An 18,924-nucleotide genomic window follows, 5' to 3' on the forward strand; every position below is an offset into this window, starting at 1 on the left:
GGATATAGACAAGTCAGGAATACAGCTGCAAGTTTGTTGATACAGCTATCCCAAGAATAAAAAAACTACTTCTTCCAGATTCAGAGTTTTTGACCAGTTGGTCAAAGACTCGTACAAGTCAAAGCCTGATGACCATAGCAAGTCGGTCCCACCCCTTCCCATCCCGAACAGGACTGTGAAACGACTTTGCGCCGATGATAGTGCTGCAACCAGTGTGAAAGTAGGTTATCGTCAGGCTAGTTATAAGAAAAAACCCGCAGAGTGATCTCTGCGGGTTTTTTTGCGTTTGTGTTTTGGGTATTCAGGCGTTATCGCATCAAGCGTGCGGTATCTCTGCTCGATGGAATTGGGGTGAACAATGCCAGTGGCATTGTTCACGCCTGCGCCGGAAGTCGTAGGCGCCAGTGGCGCGTACGACGGTTCGGGGGGAGCCGGCCGGGAATCATGGTCTGGCCTGCACACCCAAGACCGTCGCACCCGCGAAGGCGGGTGCCCAAGTTGACCTGGCTTTTTGCTGAAACAAAAAAGCGGGGCTCACGCCCCGCCTCATCAGCGACAAAAAAGCGCGTTCACACGCCCCAGAGGACGTCAGTCTGCTGATCCCGGGCCGAACGCAGCATCTCGAGCAGGGGATAGGCGCGGGTGGAGAAGGTCACCAGCTCGATGGGTTCGTGATCGTTATCCTCCACATCGCCATGGTGCGCGTGCACATCGCGTTCGACTTGTTCCGACACCTGGTGCTTGCGGCTTTCTTCGATTTCGCCTTCGAGCAAAGCGACCGCCCGGGGTGCTTCTGCGGCGGTGATGACGCCGCGTTCCATATCCTTGTTCAGCATGTCGAGGATGCGCTTGGCATGTTCCTGGTACATCAAGACTTCGGGATACGATTTACATTTGAATGTAATCAACATAGCTGTGCCCATTGATTTGTTAGTGACTAAACGATAACACGTCTTGGTAATGCGGTCACCCCGCGCACGCACTCAAGGCCGCGACCGCCGCAACAACCAGGATACGAACAGTGTCAGGAATACGGCAATCGGTGCCACCACGCTTGCGGCCGTCTCCAGCTTCGACGGCGCAGCCGTCGTGGCGGTCAAGGTCCACGTCACCCCGCCCCATGCGAGGCTGTTGACCATCTCGAGGATCGAGGTGAGATAGTCGCTCCTGCCGCGCGCCAGGTAGTCGCTGCGCAAACCCGGCTGCGCGCACCAGTGGACGATCACGGCAGCGGCGCATACCGCGCCCGTCAGCGAAAGGCCGGCCAGCAGGGCCGTCGCCGGGGCGCGCATACCCAGCCATGCCAATGGCGGCAGCACGATCCCCAGCGAAGGCAGCACAGCTGCGGCGAGCTTGGCGATGCGAACCGTCCATGGCCGCGCCGGCGCCATCATCAGAAGGTCGGGCGCGTCTTCGGCCGACACGGTGATCCATGCCAGCGAGGCGGTCAGCGAGCTGCATAGCAGCGTGAGCCCTGCTGCGAGCATCGGCAGCTGCACCTCGCTGCGCCGGAAGGCGATGAAGCACAGCGGCAGCAGGTAGATCAGCTGCAGCGCAACCTGCGAGATCAGGTGCGGGTCGCGCACGACCAGTCGCCATTCCTTGAGCAAGACCGTGGCGAACAGGCTGCGGCCAAACCGGTAGCGCACGCCGCCTGCGGGCCGGCGCGCAGCCCTGCCGGTCGATGCCGCCTGCTGTAGCCCGTGGACGAAGAAACGGTGCGTGCGTCCGGCGGTGAAAGCGAACGCCGCCAGCGCGACCAGTGCGATGCCCAGGGCGGGCAGGGGCTCGCCCAGCAGTGCGCGGCCGGGCAGCCACACCGGGCTTGCCGCGCCGAGCGCCCCGTTTGCCGCGAAAGCCTGCGCGAACGCCGCTGTGGCCCGGGCTTCCATCGACGACGAGAAATAATGAAACAGCTGCGACAGGAGGAACAGCGAGGCGCCGGCCAGCGCGCCGATGACTTGCGCGACGACGCGCGTGCGGCGCGCACCCAGCACCCGCACCAGGCCGAGCGTCATCAGCATGGCCGCGCAGGCGATGACGGTTGCGCTGCCCAGGATGACCGGATAGACCGCCAGCCAGCGCGCGTGGCCCAGCAAGGCGCCGGCGTGCGCGAATGGCGCCAGGAAGAACAGGTACATCACCGCGGTGCCTGCGGCGACGCTCGCAAGGCGCACCGTGAAGATGCTGCGCGAGGGCAGGGGCGAGGACAGCAGCAGGTCGAGGTCGCCGCGTTCGAACAGCACCATCACGCTCGACTTCAGGGCGGTCGAGAGCATGAAGGTCATGCAGCCGAACAGCAGCGCCGTCACCGCCACCAGCACGCGCGGGTCGGCCACGTCGATGCCGCCGGTGCGCTTGATGACGTAGTAGGCTACGCCGTGCAGCGCCAGCCACACCAGGGCCGCGGTGGCCAGCCCGGCGATACCGGGGCGCCGCTGGGGCTTGCCCGGCTTGCCCGGTTTGCCGGCCCCCGCGCTGTACCACAGCAGCTTGAGCTCGTGCCAGAACAGCCAGCGGATGCTGCCCGGTGGCGCGCTCATGGCTGCGCTGTCAGCTGCAGGAACACGTCTTCGAGGCTGGCGCCGCTGGTGCGCGCGCGCAGTTCGTCGAGCGTGCCCTCGGCGATCAGGCGGCCCTCCCGGATGATGCCGATGCGCTGCGCCAGGCGTTCCGCCACCTCCAGGATGTGGGTGGTCAGGATCACCGTGCCGCCCTTGGCGACGTGCGACAGCAGCAGGTCCTTGACCTGGCGCGCGGCGCCCGCATCCAGTCCGGTCAGCGGCTCGTCCAGGATCAGCAGTTCCGGGTCGTGGATCAAGGCCCCCGCCAGCGCCAGCTTCTGTTTCATCCCGCGCGAGAAGCCTTCGGTCAGTTCGTGCGCATGCGGGGCCAGGTCCAGCCAGTCGAGCAGCTCGCGTGCGCGCGCCTCGGCGGCGGCGGCCTCCACGCCCCACAGGCCGGCCACGAATTCGAGGTACTCGGTCGGCTTGAGCTTCCCGTACAACATGGGGTCGTCGGGGAGGTAGGCGATCCGGCGCTTGGCCTCGCGCGGCGCCTCGGCCAGGTCGATGCCGAGCACCTCGATGCGGCCGCTGTCCGGCGCCACCAGGCCGGCCACCATGCGCAGCGTCGTGGTCTTGCCGGCGCCGTTGGGACCGAGCAGCGCATACAGCTCGCCGCGCCGGACCGTCAGGTCCAGCTTGTCGACCGCCGGGCGGCCATAGGACTTGGACAGGCTGGCAGTGCGCAGCGCAGGGGAAAGGTCCTTGTCCATCATTGCGGCGCGAACGACGACAGGAACTGCTCGGTCTGTTCCGGCGGCATGGCGCCGGGCTTGCCCACCACGATCACCTGGTACACGCGCTCTCCCTTGGCGACAAAACGCCCTACCAGCCGCAGCGCGCCCTTGCCCTTGCCGGTCGCGTCGACGGCAAGGAGCGCCGCGCCCGGCTTGGCCTCCTCGCTGGCGCCGATATTGCGCAGCAGGGCCTGGCGCATCGCGGGCAGGGTGGCCTGCGCCATGGCGGCATCGGGCGCCACCGCGGTGCCGACGGCGAAGGTCGTGCCTTCCACCTCGGCGGCCGTCATCGTCATGGCGACCCGGATCCCGCCAAGGTCGATGTCGCGCGTATGCGTCGCGGGCTTGGCAGGGAACAGCACCCTGAATGCGCCGTCAGGGCTGTTGTAGTCGCGCCAGTTGTAGGCCGGCGAACAGGCGGCCAGCGCCGCCGCCGACAGGGATACGAGGAGGAGTTGTTTGATCTGCATCCCCCGATGGTAGCAGGACGCGCTGCGAACGCAACCACCATGCCGCGCGGGTACTCAAGGCTCGCGCAGCGCGCGCCGGTACTGGATCGCTTCGGCGATATGCCTGGCCGCGACGCTGTCGGCGCCAGCCAGGTCGGCGATGGTGCGCGCCACCTTGAGCACGCGGTGGTAGGCGCGCGCCGACCACTGCAGCTGCTGCATCGCGGCGCGCAGCAGGCGCTCGCCGGCCGCATCGGGATGGCAGTAGCGGTCGATGTCGCGCGGCGCCAGGCGCTGGTTCGGCTTGCCCTGGCGCGCCAGCTGCAGCGCATGCGCCTGGGCCACACGCGCTGCGATCGCGCTGCTCGCTTCACCATCGGCCTGCGCGCCGATGCTCTCTGCCGGCATGGCCGCGACGCTGAGCTGGATGTCGATGCGGTCCAGCAGCGGCCCCGAAATGCGCCCCTGGTAGCGCTGCGCCGCCTCAGCCGTGCAGCGGCATTTGCCGGATGGGTGGCCGAGCCAGCCGCAGGGACAGGGGTTCATCGCCGCGATCAGCTGGAAGCGGGCCGGGAAGTCGGCCTGGTGGGCCGCGCGCGAGATCGTGATCTGGCCCGATTCGAGCGGCTCGCGCAGCACCTCGAGCACGCGGCGGTCGAACTCCGGCAACTCGTCGAGGAACAGCACCCCGTGGTGGGCCAGCGATACCTCGCCGGGACGCGGCAGGTTGCCGCCGCCGACCAGGGCCACGCCCGACGTCGTATGGTGCGGGCTGCGAAAAGGGCGGCGCCGCCAGCGCTGCGGCGAGAAGCTGCCGGAAATCGACTGCACCGCGGCCGATTCCAGCGCTTCGTCTTCGCTCATCGGCGGCAGCAGGCCGGGAAAGCGCGAGGCCAGCATGCTCTTGCCCGCACCGGGCGGGCCCACCAGCAGCACCGAATGGGTGCCGGCGGCGGCCACTTCCAGTGCGCGCTTGGCCACCTGCTGGCCCTTGACTTCGGCGAAGTCCGGATAGTCGACCGGCGCCAGCGAGGGCAGGCCCTGGTGGCGCGCCAGCCGCGCATTGCCGGCGCCCTGCGCAAAGTGGGCGCAGACCTCGAGCAGCGTGCGCGCCGGGTAGATCGCGGCGTCGGTCACCAGTGCGGCTTCGTCGGCATTGGCAAGCGGCAGGATGAAGGCGCGCGCGCCGCCATCGGCCTGCCGGTGCATCGCGAAGGTCATGGCCAGCGCGCCGCGGATCGGCCGCAGCTCGCCGGATAGCGAGAGTTCACCGGCGAACTCGTAGTGCGCCAGCTGCTCGCCCGGGAGCTGCTGCGAGGCCGCCAGGATGCCGATCGCGATCGCCAGGTCGAAGCGGCCCGATTCCTTGGGCAGGTCGGCCGGCGCCAGGTTGACCGTGATGCGGCGCGGCGGAATGGTGAAGCCGGAATTCTGCAGGGCCGCGCGCACGCGGTCCTTCGCCTCGCGCACTTCGGCATCGGGCAGGCCCACAATGGTGAGGGCCGGCAGCCCGTTGGCAAGGTGGACTTCGACGCTGACGGCGGGCGCTTCCATGCCGGCCAGCGCGCGGCTGCGTAATACGGCCAGGCTCATAGGGATGCTTGGATTGATGAGGACCCGGCCGATGGTGCCAGTCATGCGAAACGCCTTGTTGAGCGCAACCAATGGTGAGCCAGCCAGGGCGAAAAAGCGGCGTTCGATCCCACAATCCCGCAATCGGCGACATCAGGCCTCCCCGATAACTTCGCGTCTGTACATTGACTTCAGGAACACCACTTAATCCACCTGAAGGAATCGCAGATGCCATCGATCATGGACTTCCCGCTGCCGCAACTGCTCAATCTTGCCGCCCACATCGGCGCCGGCATCGCCGCGATCTGCCTCGGCATGGCCATGCTGGCCGGCGCCAAGGGTACGCCGACCCACCGCAGCCGGGGCAGGCTATTTGCCGCGCTGACCCTGGCCGTGTGCGGGACCGCGATCATCGGCAACGTATTCTTCCGCTTCGTCCCGGTGTTCGCGGTGCTGACCGTGCTGGTCACCTACCAGCTGCTCAGCGGCTGGCATGTCGTGTACACGAAAGCCGCCGGCCCGAACCGCTTCGACGCCTTGCTGGGCGTGTGCGCCGCAGCCTGGACGATCGGCCTGGTCCCGGTGCTGCTGGCGGCCGGCGACAAGGGCGGCGCGGCGCCGCCGGTCATCCACGCCTCGCTTGGCGCGCTGGCCTTCCTGCTTGCCTACGATGCGGCGCGCTGGTGCTTCCCCACGCGCTGGCATGCGTCGCTCTGGCGTGTGGAACACATCTACAAGCTGGTGGCCTCGCTGTTCGGCATGCTGTCGGCGGCGGTGGGCAACCTGGTGAGGGTGGGGCAACCCTGGTCGCAGCTGCTGCCTTCCGTGCTGGGCATGCTGGCCATAGCCCTCTTCATCTGGCGCGAGCTCCGCCTGCGCCGCCGGGCGGCGTCAGCTGGCGCCCACTGCGCGGTGGCCAGCGAGTAGAATCGATTCTTTTTTCCATCGGGGCCGTCCTTGCAAGCAGCGCATCACCCCGGCCGCGTTCCCGGCCTCGACCTGCTGCGCGCCATCGCGATCCTGTGGGTCATGGCCTACCACGTCACCAGCTACGGCGTGAAGCTGCCCGCGATCGCCGAAGTCGGCTGGATGGGCGTCGACCTGTTCTTCGTGCTCAGTGGCTACCTGATCGGCGGCCAGGTGTTCGCACAGTGCGCCAGCGCGGAAGGTCCGCGCTGGAAGGACTTCATGCTGCGGCGCGCACTGCGCGTGCTGCCGGCCTATCTCGCCGTGCTGGCACTGTACCTGTGGGTGCCGGGCTGGCGCGAAAGCGCCGGCATGCAGCCGGCCTGGCAGTTCCTGAGCTTCACTGCGAATATCTTCCCGGATTACTTCAACAACCGCGCGTTCTCGCATGTGTGGTCGCTGTGCGTCGAAGAACACTTTTACCTGCTGCTGCCGCTGGCGGTCACGCTGCTGGCCTGGCGCCCGGCCGCATGGAAGCCGGTGGCGCTGGTGCTGGCGATCCTGGTGGGCGGCGTGCTGGCGCGCGCGCTGGCGTGGCAGCTGGAGGTCGCGCCCAACCTGCATATCAGCGGCGGCCGGGACGACTGGGTGCTGCGCTTCGTCGAGCATATCTACAACCCGACCTGGGCGCGTTTCGACGGCCTGCTGGCCGGCGTTGTGCTGGCGGCGCTGCGCCAGTTCCGGCCGGGTTGGTGGGCATGGATGACGGCGCGGGCTGCGTTATTCCTGGCCACCGGCCTGGCGATCACGGCGAGCACCACGCTGCTGCTGTTTGTCGGGCCGCCGCGCCTGGCCACCGCACTGGCCGGCTATCCCCTGGTGGCGCTGGGCCTGGCCTGCATCCTGCTCGCCTTCGCCAGCCCGCAGTCGCCGCCGGGACGCCTGCGCATCCCCGGCGCGCGCCTGCTGGCCACGCTCGCGTTCAGCCTTTACCTGACTCACAAGAGCGCCTACCACCTGGTGCGCACGCATGGCGAGTGGTCCGCCGGCGGGCCCGCCGCTCTGGTGGCCTACGCCGGCGCTGCGCTGCTGATCGGCGCGCTGCTCCACCTCGCGGTGGAGCGTCCCGGCCTGCAGCTGCGCGCGCGCCTGTCCAGGCCGCGCCGCGCGCTGCGGCTTGAGGCGGCCTGAATCAGGGCACGAGCAGCGGGTTCTTCGTCACGGCGACCGCCACGATGTAGGCAAAGCAGGCCAGCGCGCCGAAGAAGGCGGCGGTGCGAACCTGCTGCGTGCGTCCGCGCTTGAGGGCGATCACACCCAGCACGATGTAGCCCACCAGTGCCACCAGCTTGGCGGTCAGCCACGGCGCCTGGCCCGGATACTGGCCGCTCACGACCACCAGGCCGATGGCGCTCACCAGCAGCAGCGTGTCGACGATGTGCGGCACGATCTTCACCCAGCGCGCCTGCAGGCGCTGCGAGCCGGACAGCATCCAGGTACCGCGGACCAGGAACAGCAGGCCACTGAGGATGGCGAACGTCATGTGGATGTGCTTGAGGGCGAAGTAATTCATTGGCTGGCTTTCAGGGTAAAGGCCTGCAGTATGCCTCAAGGACGCAGGTAGGCGATCCCGAGCGCGACCTCGGCCGCAACCTGGGTCTTGTTCTCGGCGCTTTCGCTGAACGACAGCAGCAGGTCATCGGCCGACATCCCGCCCTGCATCTGTGCCAGCCAGAACGCCAGCCCTGCATTGTCGGGGGCCCGGTGCAGCACGTTGAGATAAGCCGCAGTGATGATCTGGGCGTGGGTTGGCGCGGCGCCATACAGCAACTTGAATTCCGCTGAGCCGGTGAAGCCGCCGGCCATTGCCGCCAGGGGCAGCCCGCCATCGAGGGCGGCGATCCAGAATCCCAGTCCGCCGGTATCGGGGGCGCGCTTGAATGCTGCCCGGTACAGCCGGTAAGCCTTGCCTGCGTTGCCGTCGATATCGAACGCCAGTGTGAGGTCGGTGAAGTCGATCCGGAATGGTTGCTGCACTGTCTGGGTGCCGTCCGCGCCGCGGTTGTCGACGATGACGATGGCGGCGCCGTTGCGGGTGATGGTGTAGGACGAGCGTGGCCCGCGCAGCACGGCGCCGTCGATGTCGGTGAACGCCGCCGGCCCGAAGCCGCCGTAGTAACTGGACTGGTACTGCGAACGCGCGACGTACACGAGGCGGCCCGGCGCGCCGGCGGCCAGCGCAAAGCTTCCGTCTACCGATGCCAGGCGTCGTTCGTCGAGCAATTCGTCGACACCATTGAAGCTGATGCCTGATACCGACCAGCCCGATGCATCGTCGATGTAGGCGCTGCTGCCGGGAGCCACGTCGGACATCAGACGCAGTCGCAGGTGCTGCCCGCGAAAGGCGTCGAGCGATACCGAGACGGGCCTGGCTCCCTCCAGTACCCCGGCTTGTCCAGGACGGGTGTACGCATCCTGCCAGGACTGGCCGTCGTCGAGCGACACCTGGACATGGAATACCTGGTCGGTCGTCGCGTAGCCGGTTGCCAGTGTAAACGCCACGGTGCCTCCCGGCGCCACCAGCAGTTTGCGCGCGAAGTTGAGCCGCTGCGGACCGAAGTCGCTTGTGCTCTGGCGGAAGCGGAACTGGGCGCCCGCCACCATGGCATGCGCCCCGCCATTGCTGGCTATCCAGTCAGTGGCGGCGGTATCGGTGCCAAACACTTGCGCCAGCACCTTGCGCCGGTATTCGACCAGCTCATATCCGGTCGCCGCAGCCATCGGCGCCACCCGCACCTCGTATGCCTGGCCTTTGGAAACCAAGACCGGCGCAGTCAGGCTGGTATTGATCTGCCCCGGGGTGGGGGACGCGGGGTCGAACATCACCACGTCATAGGAATGGCTGACCTGCCGGCCCGCGACAACGATGTTCGATATCGTCACCGTGTAGCGGACATCCGCAGCGGGCTTGGTGTAGGCGCCGTAGGCCGGCGCGTCGGGCATCGTCCACACCAGGGTGTTTTCGCCATAGCCGCCAAGGACCGGTTCCAGGGCGGCGGCAAGCGGCACGCCGCCCTTTGACACGGTCACCGTCGCGGCGCTGAAGTTGGCATCCGGGAGCGAGAACGACCAGCGCCGGAACACGGTTTGGTAGGGCGTGTAGCCCTTCGTCGGCCACGCGACGTACCCATCGCGTACCGGCGGGCGCGTCGCGCCATAGGTCCCGTCGGAGACCCACAAGGCGTTCGCCCCCGGATAGGACACGCCGCCCACCTGCATGGCCGGCACGTCGCCGGAACCGATCGTGCGCAACTGGGGGCGCAGCAAGTGGCGCCGGTGACCGACAAAGTAGTTGGTGCCGCCGTAGTCCTGGATATACGCGTCGATGGCGTTTGCGCCCGTGTTTACCAGGGCCAGGTTCGAATTGGCCGCGCCTTCTGCACCCAGTGGCGAATACAGTTTCCAGTCCGCCTGAGGGTAGTGCGACAGCATGCCGTTCGCACTCATCATCAGCGCCGCATGCTGGGCCTTCACGCTGAATTCGCGTGACAGCCCGACCATGGCCGGCACGCCAGCCATCGCGCGGTACCAGTTCAGGCGCCGCACCGTCGCGTCTTGGAACCCGTCGCCGACGGTACCGGCCGTACCAAGCGCATAATTGCCCGTCCAATTCATCGGGCCGGCCGGGAGGCTGTAGTGGCCGTTGTAGAGCACGCGCACGGCTTCGCGATCTTCCGGGTCGATCGACAGGGCCGGCGGCAGGGCGAGGTCGGCCGAGCTGCGCCGGCTGCTGTCGCGTATACGGGCCGCCTCGCGCAGCGCGGCGTCGGTCAGCGGCTGGTCGAGCTGCATGGAGACACGGCTGGGGGATGCCTGGCCCGCCGGCTGGTCCGGGGTGCCGGCTCCGCAGCCACCGATCAGGGCGGCAGCGAAGCTGAGGAGGAGGATTCGCGGACGGTTCATGGCACAGGGGAGACGTGGGTGGGCGACCCCGCATGATACAGACAAGCCGGGGCGTGCCGGCACCAGCCTGCCGACGCCGCCGTAGATCATGCGCCCTGCATTGCCGGCGCCATCATGTACTGCCGCCTCAGCCGCACTCGCCCACGTAGTGGCATTCGTCGCAGCGGGTGCAGCCGTCGACCTTGCGCAGTGCCCGCGCGCCGCATTCGGGGCACTTGGCGCCGGTAGCCTGGGGCAGGGCGCCTGGCACTGCCGGCGGCTGCGGTTCGTGCTCGGGCGCGGGGGCGTCGCCGCGCGCATCGAAGCGGCGCGCCAGCTCCGGCAGCGCCACCTGGTTGCCCCAGGCGTCGAGGAAGCCGCGCCGGATCAGCACGCGCTGCAGCATGAAGGCGATCGCCGCCACTTCGGAATCGTGGTACACCGGCACCTGGGCGCCGTCTTCGCGCGTGAGGGTGCCGCAGCGTACCGGCCCCTTTTCCCACACCACCTCGCGCATGTCGGCCAGCGCCCGCGCAATCGGGCCGCCGGCGCGCGCCACCATCGACAGCAGGCGCATCGAGGCGGTGATCCACTGCTGGCCCCCAAGGCGCTGGTTGGTCGGCATGAAGAACTCGAAGGGCCGTTCGACCGTCACCGGCCTGCCTGCATGCACGCCATCGGCGCGAATGAAGCTCACGGTGAGGTAGGCCGTCTTGCGGCCCTCCTGGGTCGAGTACTCGATTTTTGAGGTGACCGATTCCAGTTCGCCCAGCGGCCGCCGTTCGAAGCGCTTGCGCAGCGGGTCGTCATCCGGCGGCGCCGGCGCGTCCGCGTCCGGAGCGGCCGACAGCACGCTGCCCAGCACCGTGTTGGGCCGGTAGGTCGCCAGTCCCTTCAGTCCCGCATGCCAGGCCTGGCTGTACAGCTCGCGGAAGTCCTCGAACGGATAGGCGGCCGGGACGTTGACGGTTTTCGAGATTGCCGTGTCCACGAAGGGCTGCACCGCCTGCACCATGCGCAGGTGGTCGAGGGCGCGCATCTCCAGCGCGGTGACGAATGCCGGCGGCAGGCTGGCCGTGTCGTGGCCCAGTTCGCGGTACAGGCGCCAGGCGTGGTCTTCGACGTCGTAGCTGCGCATCGCGCCGTCGGCCATGCGTTTCTTGCGCTGGTAGGTCCAGGAATAGGGCGGCTCGATGCCGTTCGAAGCGTTGTCGGCGAAGGCCAGCGAGATGGTGCCGGTGGGCGCGATCGACAGCAGGTGCGAGTTGCGGATGCCGTGCGTGCGGATGGCCTCGCGCAGCGCCTGCGGCAGGCGTCCGATGAATTGCCCGCGCAGGTATTGGTCGGCATCGAACAATGGGAAGGCGCCCTTTTCGCGCGCCAGTTCGACCGAGGCCGCGTAGGCCGCGTCGCGCAGGGCTTCGGCGATGCGCGCGGCCATGTCGCGGCCTTCGTCGCTGTCGTAGCGCAGGCCCAGCATCACCAGCGCGCTGCCCAGCCCCAGGAAACCCAGGCCCACGCGGCGCTTGGCCCGGGATTCGGCGGCCTGCTGCGGCAGCGGCCATTCGGTCGCATCGAGCACCAGGTCGAGCATGCGTACGGCTACCGCCGCGACTTCGCGCAGGTGGGCAAAGTCGAAACTGGCGCTGTCGCTGAACGGCTCGCCCACGAAGGCCGTGAGGTTGAGCGAACCGAGGTCGCAGCAGCCGTAGCCAGGCAGCGGCTGCTCGCCGCAGGGATTGGTGGCGCGCAGCTCCTCGGCGTACCAGAGGTTGTTTTCCAGGTTCATGCGGTCGACGAACAGCACGCCCGGCTCGGCGTGGTCGTAGGTGGAAGCGATGATCTTCTCCCACAGCGCGCGCGCCGCTACCTCCCGGTAGACCCACAGCCCGTCGTCGCGGCGGCGTGCATCGGGTTCAAGCTCGCCGGGTTCGGCGCGGTGCACCAGCGCGAAGGAGGCGTCGGCCTGCACCGCGCGCATGAAGGCGTCGGTGACGCCGACCGAGAGATTGAAGTTGGTGAGCGCGCCCGCGTCCTTGGCCGCGATGAAGCGTTCGATGTCCGGGTGGTCGATGCGCAGAACGCCCATCTGGGCGCCGCGGCGGGCGCCGGCCGATTCCACCGTGCGGCAGGAAGCGTCGAACACTTCCATGTATGACACGGGGCCTGAGGCGCGCGAGCGGGTGCCGTGGACCTTGCTGCCGAAGGGGCGGATGGCGCTGAAGTCGTAGCCCACGCCGCCGCCGCGGCGCATGGTCTCGGCAGACTCGAGCAGGGCGGTGTAGATACCCGGCAGGCCGTTGTCGACGCCGGAGATGGAGTCGCCCACGGGCTGGACGAAACAGTTGATGAGGGTAGCCTGCAGGCCGAGGCCGGCGGCGGAGTTGATGCGGCCCGCCGGAACGAAGCCCTGTTCCTGGGCCCACAGGAAGCGCTGCTCCCATTCGGCGCGCCGGGCCTCGGGTTCGAACGCCGCCAGGGCGCGCGCGACGCGCCGGCGCACGTCCTGGATGCTGGTTTCATCGCCCTTGGCGTACTTCTCGCGCAGCACGTCGAGCGAGACCTGCTGCGGCGGCAGCTGCCCGGGTGGGTGGTCGATGGCATTCATGGTGGCTCGCGCTCCGGCATGAATGCCGGTGGCTCAGGGTTTGTCGAGGATGATATGCGGCGCCGCCGGATCGGTGGCGCCGGGGACGGCGCCGCCGCCAGCGGTCGATGCAGCCGGGCCGCCCTGGGCCGACAGGCGCGCTTCCAGCTCGACCACCCGCAGCTCCAGCGCTTCGAGCTTGGCGCGGGTCTTGGCCAGCACCTGGGCCTGGATGTCGAATTCTTCCCGGGTGACCAGGTCGAGCTTGGAGAAGCCCTGGGTCACCATCGATTTCACGTTGCGCTCGATGTCCTTGGCCGGGGTGCTCTCGAGGGCCTGGTTGATCTTGCCCTGGATGTCGTTGAAGAAGCTATTCATATCCAATTCCTATTCGATAAGCGCCACGTTGCACCAAGAAGGTGCGCCGCAATCCGCTTTGGTGCGTGCCGGGTGCGTTCGATCGCATCAAACGCGTGCTGCACGGGTTTCCGGGGTTGTTCGAATCGCAAATGGGGCGGATGGATGAGAAAACAAGCACCCGATGCGCGGTTTTTCGGCTGGCACGCATCCTGCTAAAGAGTTGTCAGGCGTGTAGCAAACAAGATTGTAAACCGCAACGGCACTGACCGTTGAAGATAAGGGGAATGTCATGAAGTGCAATACCTCACATGCAGCAGCCGCAGTCTGGGCCGTGTTTGCCCTCTCGAGCGTGCCTGCATTCGCGCAGGAAGCCACCCCTGAGCACCAGGTCAGCTACAACGCCGCCATCACCAGCGACTACCGTTACCGCGGCCTGTCGCAAACCCGGTTCGACCCGGCGCTGCAAGGCGGCGCCGACTACACGCACAGCCCATCCGGCTTGTACGTAGGCACCTGGCTGTCCACCATCAAATGGACCAAGGATCTTGGCGGCGACGGCAACCTCGAATGGGATGTCTACGGCGGCAAGCGCGGCAACCTCGGCGAATCGGTCACCTACGACATCGGCGGCCTGTACTACTGGTACCCGTCGAACGACCTGAACCCGCGCGCCAACACCTTCGAACTGTATGGCCGCCTCGGCTTTGGCCCGGCCTATGTCAAGTACTCGCACTCGACCACCAACCTGTTCGGCACCGCCGACAGCAAGGGCAGCGGCTACCTGGACGTGGGCGCCGACATCGACGTGGGCAGCGGCTTCCTCCTGAACCTGCATGCGGGCCACCAGAAAGTCGCCCACAACAGCCAGTACTCGTATTCCGACTACAAGGTCGGCGTCACCAAGGACTTCGGCGTGGCCACCCTGTCGCTGGCCTGGATCAAGGCCAATACCGATGCCTACCTGAGCCCGCAGGGCAAGAACCTTGGCAAGTCGGGCGCCATCGTGACCCTGTCCAAAACCTTCTGAGAGAGCAAAGAGGCATCACCATGAAAATGATTACCGCCATCATCAAACCCTTCAAGCTGGACGAAGTTCGGGAAGCGCTGTCGGAGATCAACGTACAGGGCATGACGGTGACCGAAGTGAAGGGCTTCGGCCGCCAGAAGGGCCATACCGAGCTGTACCGCGGCGCGGAGTATGTGGTCGATTTCTTGCCGAAAATTAAGATCGAAGCGGCCGTCGACGACGCCGTGGTCGACCAGGTGATCGACGCCATCCAGGGCGCGGCCCGCACCGGCAAGATCGGTGACGGCAAGATTTTCGTGGCCGACCTCAACCAGGTCATCCGTATCCGTACCGGCGAGACCGGCAACGACGCACTGTAAGGGGAACACGATGAAGAACACCATAACAAAAGTCCTGGCCGGCCTCGCGGCCGCAAGCCTTGCGCTGCCGGCGCTCGCGGCGCCATCCATCAACAAGGGAGATACCGCGTGGATGTTCGTCGCCACGCTGCTGGTCATCATGATGTCGATTCCGGGCCTGGCGCTGTTCTACGGCGGCCTGGTGCGCGCCAAGAACATGCTGTCGGTCCTGATGCAGGTGTTCATGGTGTTCTGTGTGATCATCGTCCTGTGGTGCCTGTACGGCTACTCGCTGGCCTTCACCCAGGGCAATGCCTTCATCGGCGGCTTCGACCGGGTGTTCCTGAACGGCATCTACGACGCCAGCGCCGGTACCTTCAGCCAGGCGGCAACCTTCAGCAAGGAGACGATGATTCCTGAATTCATCTTCGTCGCCTTCCAGGGCACCTTCGCCGCCATCACCTGCGCCCTGATCGTCGGCGCCTTCGCCGAGCGCGTGCGTTTTGCGGCGGTACTGCTGTTCGTCGCGCTGTGGTTCACCTTCGGCTACCTGCCGGTGGCGCACATGGTCTGGTTCTGGGCCGGTCCCGATGCGATTTCGGATGCCACCACCCTGGCGACCGTCACCGCGAACGCCGGTTACCTGTGGTCGCACGGCGCGCTCGACTTCGCGGGCGGCACCGTGGTGCACATCAATGCGGCAGTCGCCGGCCTGGTCGGCGCTTATGTGATCGGCAAGCGCATCGGCCTGGGCCGCGAATCGATGGCCCCGCACTCGCTCACCATGACCATGATCGGCGCCTCGCTGCTGTGGGTCGGCTGGTTCGGCTTCAACGCCGGCTCGGCGCTGGAAGCGGGCGACGTGGCCGCGCTGGCCTTCATCAACACCCTGCTGGCAACCGCCGCGGCTGCCGTGTCGTGGATGCTGGGCGAGTGGATGGTCAAGGGCAAGCCTTCGCTGCTGGGTGCAGTGTCGGGCGCCGTCTCGGGCCTGGTGGCGATCACCCCGGGCGCCGGTTTCGTCGGCCCGATGGGCGGCCTGGTGATGGGCCTGCTGGCAGGCGTCATCTGCCTGTGGGGCGTGACGGGCCTGAAGCGCCTGCTGGGCGCCGACGACACGCTCGACGTGTTCGGCGTGCACGGCGTGGGCGGCATCCTCGGTGCGCTGCTGACCGGCGTGTTCGCGTCGCCGGCCCTCGGCGGCCAGGGCATCTGGGACTACATCGCCAACAAGGGCTCGGCGGATTATTCGATCGCCAGCCAGGTGTGGGTGCAGGCGCAAGCGGTCGGCATCACCATCGTGTGGTCGGGCGTCGTGGCCTTCATCGCCTTCAAGCTGGTGGATATCGTGATCGGCCTGCGCGTGCCGGCAGAGCAGGAGCGCGAAGGGCTGGACATCACGAGCCATGGGGAGTCGGCGTATCATTCGTAATTAGCAGACTGCGCACGTAACAATTTACGTCTCACTCAGCACGTCGTCCCGGCGCAGGCCGGGACAATGCCACTGGCATTGTCCCGCCCGATTTTGCCAGCGTTACGGTAACGCAAGCAGAACTTGGGTCCCGGCCTTCACCGGGACGACGTTTTTATGCTAACGGAAGAATGAGATCGTCTTTAAAATGGCAACATCGGTCCCACATAAGGCTACCGATATAATTCAAACAAGCCACAACTAGGACGTCCACCTCATGGTTCCGCACCTCGCCACCGCCCTGACCGGGCCTTTGCTCGACCTGGAAAAGAAAATCCTCGAAGCCACGCCCGCCATCGAGCGCTGGTTCCGGCTCGAGTGGCAGGAACATACGCCGCCGTTCTATTGCTCGGTCGACCTGCGCAACGCCGGCTACAAGCTGGCGCCGGTCGATACCAACCTGTTCCCGGGCGGCTTCAACAACCTGTCCACCGAAATGCTGCCCCTGACGGTGCAGGCCGCGATGGCGGCGATCGACAAGTATTGCCCGGACGCGCGCAACCTGCTCATGATCCCGGAAACGCACACGCGCAACCCGCTCTACCTGCAGAACGTCGCGCGCCTGATGCAGATTTTCCGCCAGACCGGCCTGCACGTGCGCCTGGGCTCGCTGTCGCCGGACGTCACCCAGCCGACCCCGCTGGCGCTGCCGGACGGGAACATGCTGGTAGTCGAGCCGCTGGTGCGCTCGCCCAACGGCCGCCGGGTCGGCCTGGCCGACTTCGACCCCTGCACCATCCTGCTCAACAATGACCTCTCGGCAGGCATCCCGTCCATCCTGGAAAACATCCACGAACAGTCGCTGCTGCCGCCGGTGCACGCGGGCTGGGCGCTGCGCCGCAAGAGCAACCATCTCAAGGCCTTCGATGAAGTGGCGAAAAAATTCGGCAAGCTGATCGACATCGACCCTTGGCTGGTCAATCCGCTGCACAGCAAGGTCGGCGAGATCGACCTGCAGGAAGACGTCGGCACCGAGCAGCTGGCCGATGCGGTGTCGGCACTGCTGTCGAAGATCAAGAAGAAGTACAAGGAATACGGCATGAAGGAGCAGAAGCCTTTCGTGATCGTCAAGCCGGACGCCGGCACCTACGGCATGGGCGTCATGACCGTGAAGGACGCGAGCGAAGTGCGCGACCTGAGCCGCGCCCAGCGCAACAAGATGACCGTCATCAAGGATGGCGTGGCGGTCACCGACATGATCGTGCAGGAAGGCGTGCCCACCTTCGAATCGATCGACGACGCGGTGGCCGAGCCGGTGGTGTACATGATCGACCGCTACGTGGTGGGCGGCTTCTACCGCGTGCACGCCGAGCGCGGCATCGACCAGAACCTGAACGCGCCGGGCTCGCAGTACGTGCCGCTGGCATTCGCCCAGCAGCACGCGGTGCCTGATCTGAAAGCCAAGCCGGGCACGGCGGCGCCGAACCGGTTCTACGTGTACGGCGTGGTGGCGCGCCTGGGCTTGCTGGCGGCCTCGCTCGAGCTGGAACGCACCGACCCGAATCCGGAAGTGTATTAAGACCGGCTCAGGTGTCGGTGGGGACGGCGTCCCAGTCGTCTTCGCCGTCGTAGCCCGTCATCCAGTTGACCGCATGGTGCCACTCCAGCACCATGCCGGGGTTGATGCCAGGAGGCGGCTCGCGCCTGTTGAGCTGGGCGTCGCGTACCGCCCAGTGCAGGCGATACAACAGGTCGGCCTGGTCCAGGATCTCGTCCTTGCTGCGCAGGCGAATCGCATCGCGCAGCATGGCCGCGTCGCCCAGGTCGTGCGGGTAGAGCGGCAAAATCGCCTCGGCGCTCGACGGTTTCACCGGCAGGCCGGAGTCTTCCACCAGGCCCGCGCACCATGCCAGGAACATCAGCGCTTCCAGGCGCCATGAGAAACGGATCCGGTCTTCCTCGGGAGGCGCGTCATTGAACAGGAAGGCGGCTTCGTCATCCGAGAGCATGGCGCGCCGTTCGTCAGCCGCAAAATACTCCTTGAAAAAATCGTTCCGGCGCAGCATGGCGGCTCCGACCACGCCCCACAACGCCACCAGCCGGCACCACAGCGCATCTTCCGAGCGCAGCGTGACATCGCCATCGTCGATTGACGGCAGGTTGGGATTGATGGGAATCGCGTAGTCGCGTAATAGCGCTTCGCTTGCTGCCCTGCGTTCTTCTGCTGTCATGCCCGGCCTCCGGAAATCGTTTGCCGGACAATAACACCATCAATCGTTTGGACCGTGCACGCGGCGCTAGCCGCCCTTTTGCACCATATAGACGAAGTGCGAGCGCAGCGGTGGCGCGATGGCGCTCAGGATGTCGGCGGCCAGCCAGGGCGCGCCTGCCAGCAGCCGGTGGACGGGCGGGGCCAGCATGAGGGTGCGGTAGCGGCTGCGCTCCCCGGGCCAGTACCCGTCGAGCTCGGCGCGCGTGACCTTGCGCACATGCTTGTTGCGCGGGTTGTCGTAGCGGAAATCGAACACGAGGCACCAGCCGCCCGGCCGCAGGCTGCGCCACATCTGCGATGCCAGCTCGCGCCGCAGCAGCGGGTCGAGGATGGACGAAAACACCGTTTGCGCGCTGACCAGGTCGAAGTCGCGCAGGCGCATGGCGTCCAGCGTGCCGAGCCGCCAGCTGGCGTCGGCCGCGGTGAAGTGGCGGGCGTAGTCGAGCCGGTCTTGCTGCAGCTCGGTGCCGGTGAGCTTGCCGGGATCGGCGCCCCAGTCGATGAGCTGGCGCAGGAAGCCGCCGGTGCCGCAGCCGACGTCGAGCACTCGCAGGCCGGACAGGTCGCTGCCCACGGTGGCCGGCAGCAGGGCGGCAAAGGCGCGGTTGCGGGCGGCCACCTGCTGCTGGATTTCCTGCCGGTGCCAGGCATAGCGGGAGAGGGCGGCGCCGCCATGCCATTGCTTGTAGACATCTTTTATGCGGTCCAGTTCCGCCTGTTTGTCGGTATGTGTGCTCATGTTGTCATGGTCGCGCAGCC

At 66.8% G+C, this 18,924-nt stretch carries 16 protein-coding genes, 1 rRNA gene and 1 pseudogene; 7 read left to right on the top strand and 11 right to left on the bottom strand.

Translation table 11 applies throughout. The features are described 5' to 3' along the window. The first annotated feature begins 124 nt into the window (after nt 1-124). Nucleotides 125-237: ribosomal RNA gene (gene rrf, locus BM031_RS08885) — 5S ribosomal RNA — on the top strand. 332 nt (nt 238-569) lie between these two features. On the opposite strand, the gene BM031_RS08890 is transcribed toward rrf, so the two are convergent. The 5 genes from BM031_RS08890 to BM031_RS08910 form a co-directional block, all read right to left on the bottom strand. Then, entirely contained in the window at nt 570-911 is a 342-nt protein-coding gene (locus BM031_RS08890; RefSeq protein ID WP_091873992.1) for a DUF1840 domain-containing protein, read from the bottom strand. A 72-nt stretch (nt 912-983) separates the two neighbouring features. Next, a complete protein-coding gene (locus BM031_RS08895) occupies nt 984-2,543 on the bottom strand; it encodes a hypothetical protein (protein ID WP_091873994.1) in 1,560 nt (519 codons plus the stop codon). Further along, nucleotides 2,540-3,280 carry an ABC transporter ATP-binding protein gene (locus tag BM031_RS08900; protein ID WP_229408727.1) on the bottom strand — a complete coding sequence of 247 codons (741 nt, stop codon included), beginning with the start codon at nt 3,278-3,280 and terminating at the stop codon, nt 2,540-2,542. Before BM031_RS08900 ends, BM031_RS08895 begins: the two co-directional genes overlap by 4 nt. After that, nucleotides 3,277-3,771 carry a hypothetical protein gene (locus tag BM031_RS08905; RefSeq protein WP_177207691.1) on the bottom strand — a complete coding sequence of 165 codons (495 nt, stop codon included), beginning with the start codon at nt 3,769-3,771 and terminating at the stop codon, nt 3,277-3,279. The genes BM031_RS08900 and BM031_RS08905 overlap by 4 nt, the downstream gene beginning before the upstream one ends. A 54-nt stretch (nt 3,772-3,825) precedes the next feature. Beyond that, complete coding sequence (locus tag BM031_RS08910) at nt 3,826-5,343, bottom strand: YifB family Mg chelatase-like AAA ATPase (protein WP_091874272.1); 1,518 nt, start codon at nt 5,341-5,343, stop codon at nt 3,826-3,828. Nucleotides 5,344-5,550: 207 nt separating this feature from the next. Between BM031_RS08910 and BM031_RS08915 the strand changes: the two genes are divergently transcribed. Both BM031_RS08915 and BM031_RS08920 read left to right on the top strand, forming a co-directional pair. Continuing rightward, entirely contained in the window at nt 5,551-6,249 is a 699-nt protein-coding gene (locus tag BM031_RS08915; protein WP_091873998.1) for a hypothetical protein, read from the top strand. Between the two features lie 30 nt (nt 6,250-6,279). Further along, nucleotides 6,280-7,419 carry an acyltransferase family protein gene (locus BM031_RS08920; protein WP_218147579.1) on the top strand — a complete coding sequence of 380 codons (1,140 nt, stop codon included), beginning with the start codon at nt 6,280-6,282 and terminating at the stop codon, nt 7,417-7,419. A gap of 1 nt (nt 7,420) precedes the next feature. On the opposite strand, the gene BM031_RS08925 is transcribed toward BM031_RS08920, so the two are convergent. The 4 genes and pseudogenes from BM031_RS08925 to BM031_RS08940 form a co-directional block, all read right to left on the bottom strand. Then, the gene (locus tag BM031_RS08925; RefSeq protein ID WP_091874000.1) at nt 7,421-7,801 is read right to left on the bottom strand and encodes a SirB2 family protein; all 381 of its coding nucleotides are present in this window, start codon (nt 7,799-7,801) and stop codon (nt 7,421-7,423) included. A gap of 35 nt (nt 7,802-7,836) precedes the next feature. Continuing rightward, nucleotides 7,837-10,080: a DUF4214 domain-containing protein gene (locus tag BM031_RS08930; RefSeq protein ID WP_177207692.1), complete on the bottom strand. Its 2,244-nt coding sequence runs from the start codon at nt 10,078-10,080 to the stop codon at nt 7,837-7,839. A gap of 238 nt (nt 10,081-10,318) precedes the next feature. Then, the gene (locus BM031_RS08935; RefSeq protein ID WP_091874004.1) at nt 10,319-12,778 is read right to left on the bottom strand and encodes an adenosylcobalamin-dependent ribonucleoside-diphosphate reductase; all 2,460 of its coding nucleotides are present in this window, start codon (nt 12,776-12,778) and stop codon (nt 10,319-10,321) included. A gap of 135 nt (nt 12,779-12,913) precedes the next feature. Beyond that, nucleotides 12,914-13,141, bottom strand: a pseudogene (locus BM031_RS08940) (accessory factor UbiK family protein); the annotation flags it as partial. 265 nt (nt 13,142-13,406) lie between these two features. Here BM031_RS08940 and BM031_RS08945 point away from each other — a divergent pair. The 4 genes from BM031_RS08945 (at nt 13,407) to gshA (ending at nt 17,472) form a co-directional block, all read left to right on the top strand. Further along, nucleotides 13,407-14,144: a TorF family putative porin gene (locus BM031_RS08945; RefSeq protein WP_091874007.1), complete on the top strand. Its 738-nt coding sequence runs from the start codon at nt 13,407-13,409 to the stop codon at nt 14,142-14,144. A gap of 20 nt (nt 14,145-14,164) precedes the next feature. Next, on the top strand, nt 14,165-14,503 hold the full coding sequence (gene glnK / locus BM031_RS08950; protein WP_005667790.1) for a P-II family nitrogen regulator: 339 nt from the start codon (nt 14,165-14,167) through the stop codon (nt 14,501-14,503). A gap of 10 nt (nt 14,504-14,513) precedes the next feature. Next, nucleotides 14,514-15,914, top strand: coding sequence for an ammonium transporter (amt, locus tag BM031_RS08955; protein WP_091874009.1), 1,401 nt, complete (start codon nt 14,514-14,516; stop codon nt 15,912-15,914). 256 nt (nt 15,915-16,170) lie between these two features. After that, complete coding sequence (gene gshA / locus BM031_RS08960) at nt 16,171-17,472, top strand: glutamate--cysteine ligase (protein ID WP_091874011.1); 1,302 nt, start codon at nt 16,171-16,173, stop codon at nt 17,470-17,472. A 7-nt stretch (nt 17,473-17,479) separates the two neighbouring features. Here gshA and BM031_RS08965 read toward each other — a convergent pair whose 3' ends face one another. Together BM031_RS08965 and BM031_RS08970 are read right to left on the bottom strand one after the other, a co-directional pair. Next, nucleotides 17,480-18,124, bottom strand: coding sequence for a DUF4272 domain-containing protein (locus BM031_RS08965; RefSeq protein ID WP_091874013.1), 645 nt, complete (start codon nt 18,122-18,124; stop codon nt 17,480-17,482). 66 nt (nt 18,125-18,190) lie between these two features. Next, complete coding sequence (locus tag BM031_RS08970; protein ID WP_091874276.1) at nt 18,191-18,904, bottom strand: class I SAM-dependent methyltransferase; 714 nt, start codon at nt 18,902-18,904, stop codon at nt 18,191-18,193. Between the last annotated feature and the right edge of the window lie 20 nt (nt 18,905-18,924).

Origin of the sequence: Massilia yuzhufengensis (assembly GCF_900112225.1) — a bacterium.
In the GTDB taxonomy this organism is placed as follows: domain Bacteria; phylum Pseudomonadota; class Gammaproteobacteria; order Burkholderiales; family Burkholderiaceae_D; genus Telluria; species Telluria yuzhufengensis.

Excerpts from the sequence above, each read along its gene's own strand:
- BM031_RS08890 (WP_091873992.1), bottom strand. The coding sequence starts at position 911 with ATGTTGATTACATTCAAATGTAAATCGTATCCCGAAGTCTTGATGTAC.
- BM031_RS08895 (WP_091873994.1), bottom strand. The coding sequence starts at position 2,543 with ATGAGCGCGCCACCGGGCAGCATCCGCTGGCTGTTCTGGCACGAGCTC.
- BM031_RS08900 (WP_229408727.1), bottom strand. The coding sequence starts at position 3,280 with ATGATGGACAAGGACCTTTCCCCTGCGCTGCGCACTGCCAGCCTGTCC.
- BM031_RS08905 (WP_177207691.1), bottom strand. The coding sequence starts at position 3,771 with ATGCAGATCAAACAACTCCTCCTCGTATCCCTGTCGGCGGCGGCGCTG.
- BM031_RS08910 (WP_091874272.1), bottom strand. The coding sequence starts at position 5,343 with ATGAGCCTGGCCGTATTACGCAGCCGCGCGCTGGCCGGCATGGAAGCG.
- BM031_RS08915 (WP_091873998.1), top strand. The coding sequence starts at position 5,551 with ATGCCATCGATCATGGACTTCCCGCTGCCGCAACTGCTCAATCTTGCC.
- BM031_RS08925 (WP_091874000.1), bottom strand. The coding sequence starts at position 7,801 with ATGAATTACTTCGCCCTCAAGCACATCCACATGACGTTCGCCATCCTC.
- BM031_RS08930 (WP_177207692.1), bottom strand. The coding sequence starts at position 10,080 with ATGCAGCTCGACCAGCCGCTGACCGACGCCGCGCTGCGCGAGGCGGCC.
- BM031_RS08935 (WP_091874004.1), bottom strand. The coding sequence starts at position 12,778 with ATGAATGCCATCGACCACCCACCCGGGCAGCTGCCGCCGCAGCAGGTC.
- BM031_RS08945 (WP_091874007.1), top strand. The coding sequence starts at position 13,407 with ATGAAGTGCAATACCTCACATGCAGCAGCCGCAGTCTGGGCCGTGTTT.
- glnK (WP_005667790.1), top strand. The coding sequence starts at position 14,165 with ATGAAAATGATTACCGCCATCATCAAACCCTTCAAGCTGGACGAAGTT.
- amt (WP_091874009.1), top strand. The coding sequence starts at position 14,514 with ATGAAGAACACCATAACAAAAGTCCTGGCCGGCCTCGCGGCCGCAAGC.
- gshA (WP_091874011.1), top strand. The coding sequence starts at position 16,171 with ATGGTTCCGCACCTCGCCACCGCCCTGACCGGGCCTTTGCTCGACCTG.
- BM031_RS08965 (WP_091874013.1), bottom strand. The coding sequence starts at position 18,124 with ATGACAGCAGAAGAACGCAGGGCAGCAAGCGAAGCGCTATTACGCGAC.
- BM031_RS08970 (WP_091874276.1), bottom strand. The coding sequence starts at position 18,904 with ATGAGCACACATACCGACAAACAGGCGGAACTGGACCGCATAAAAGAT.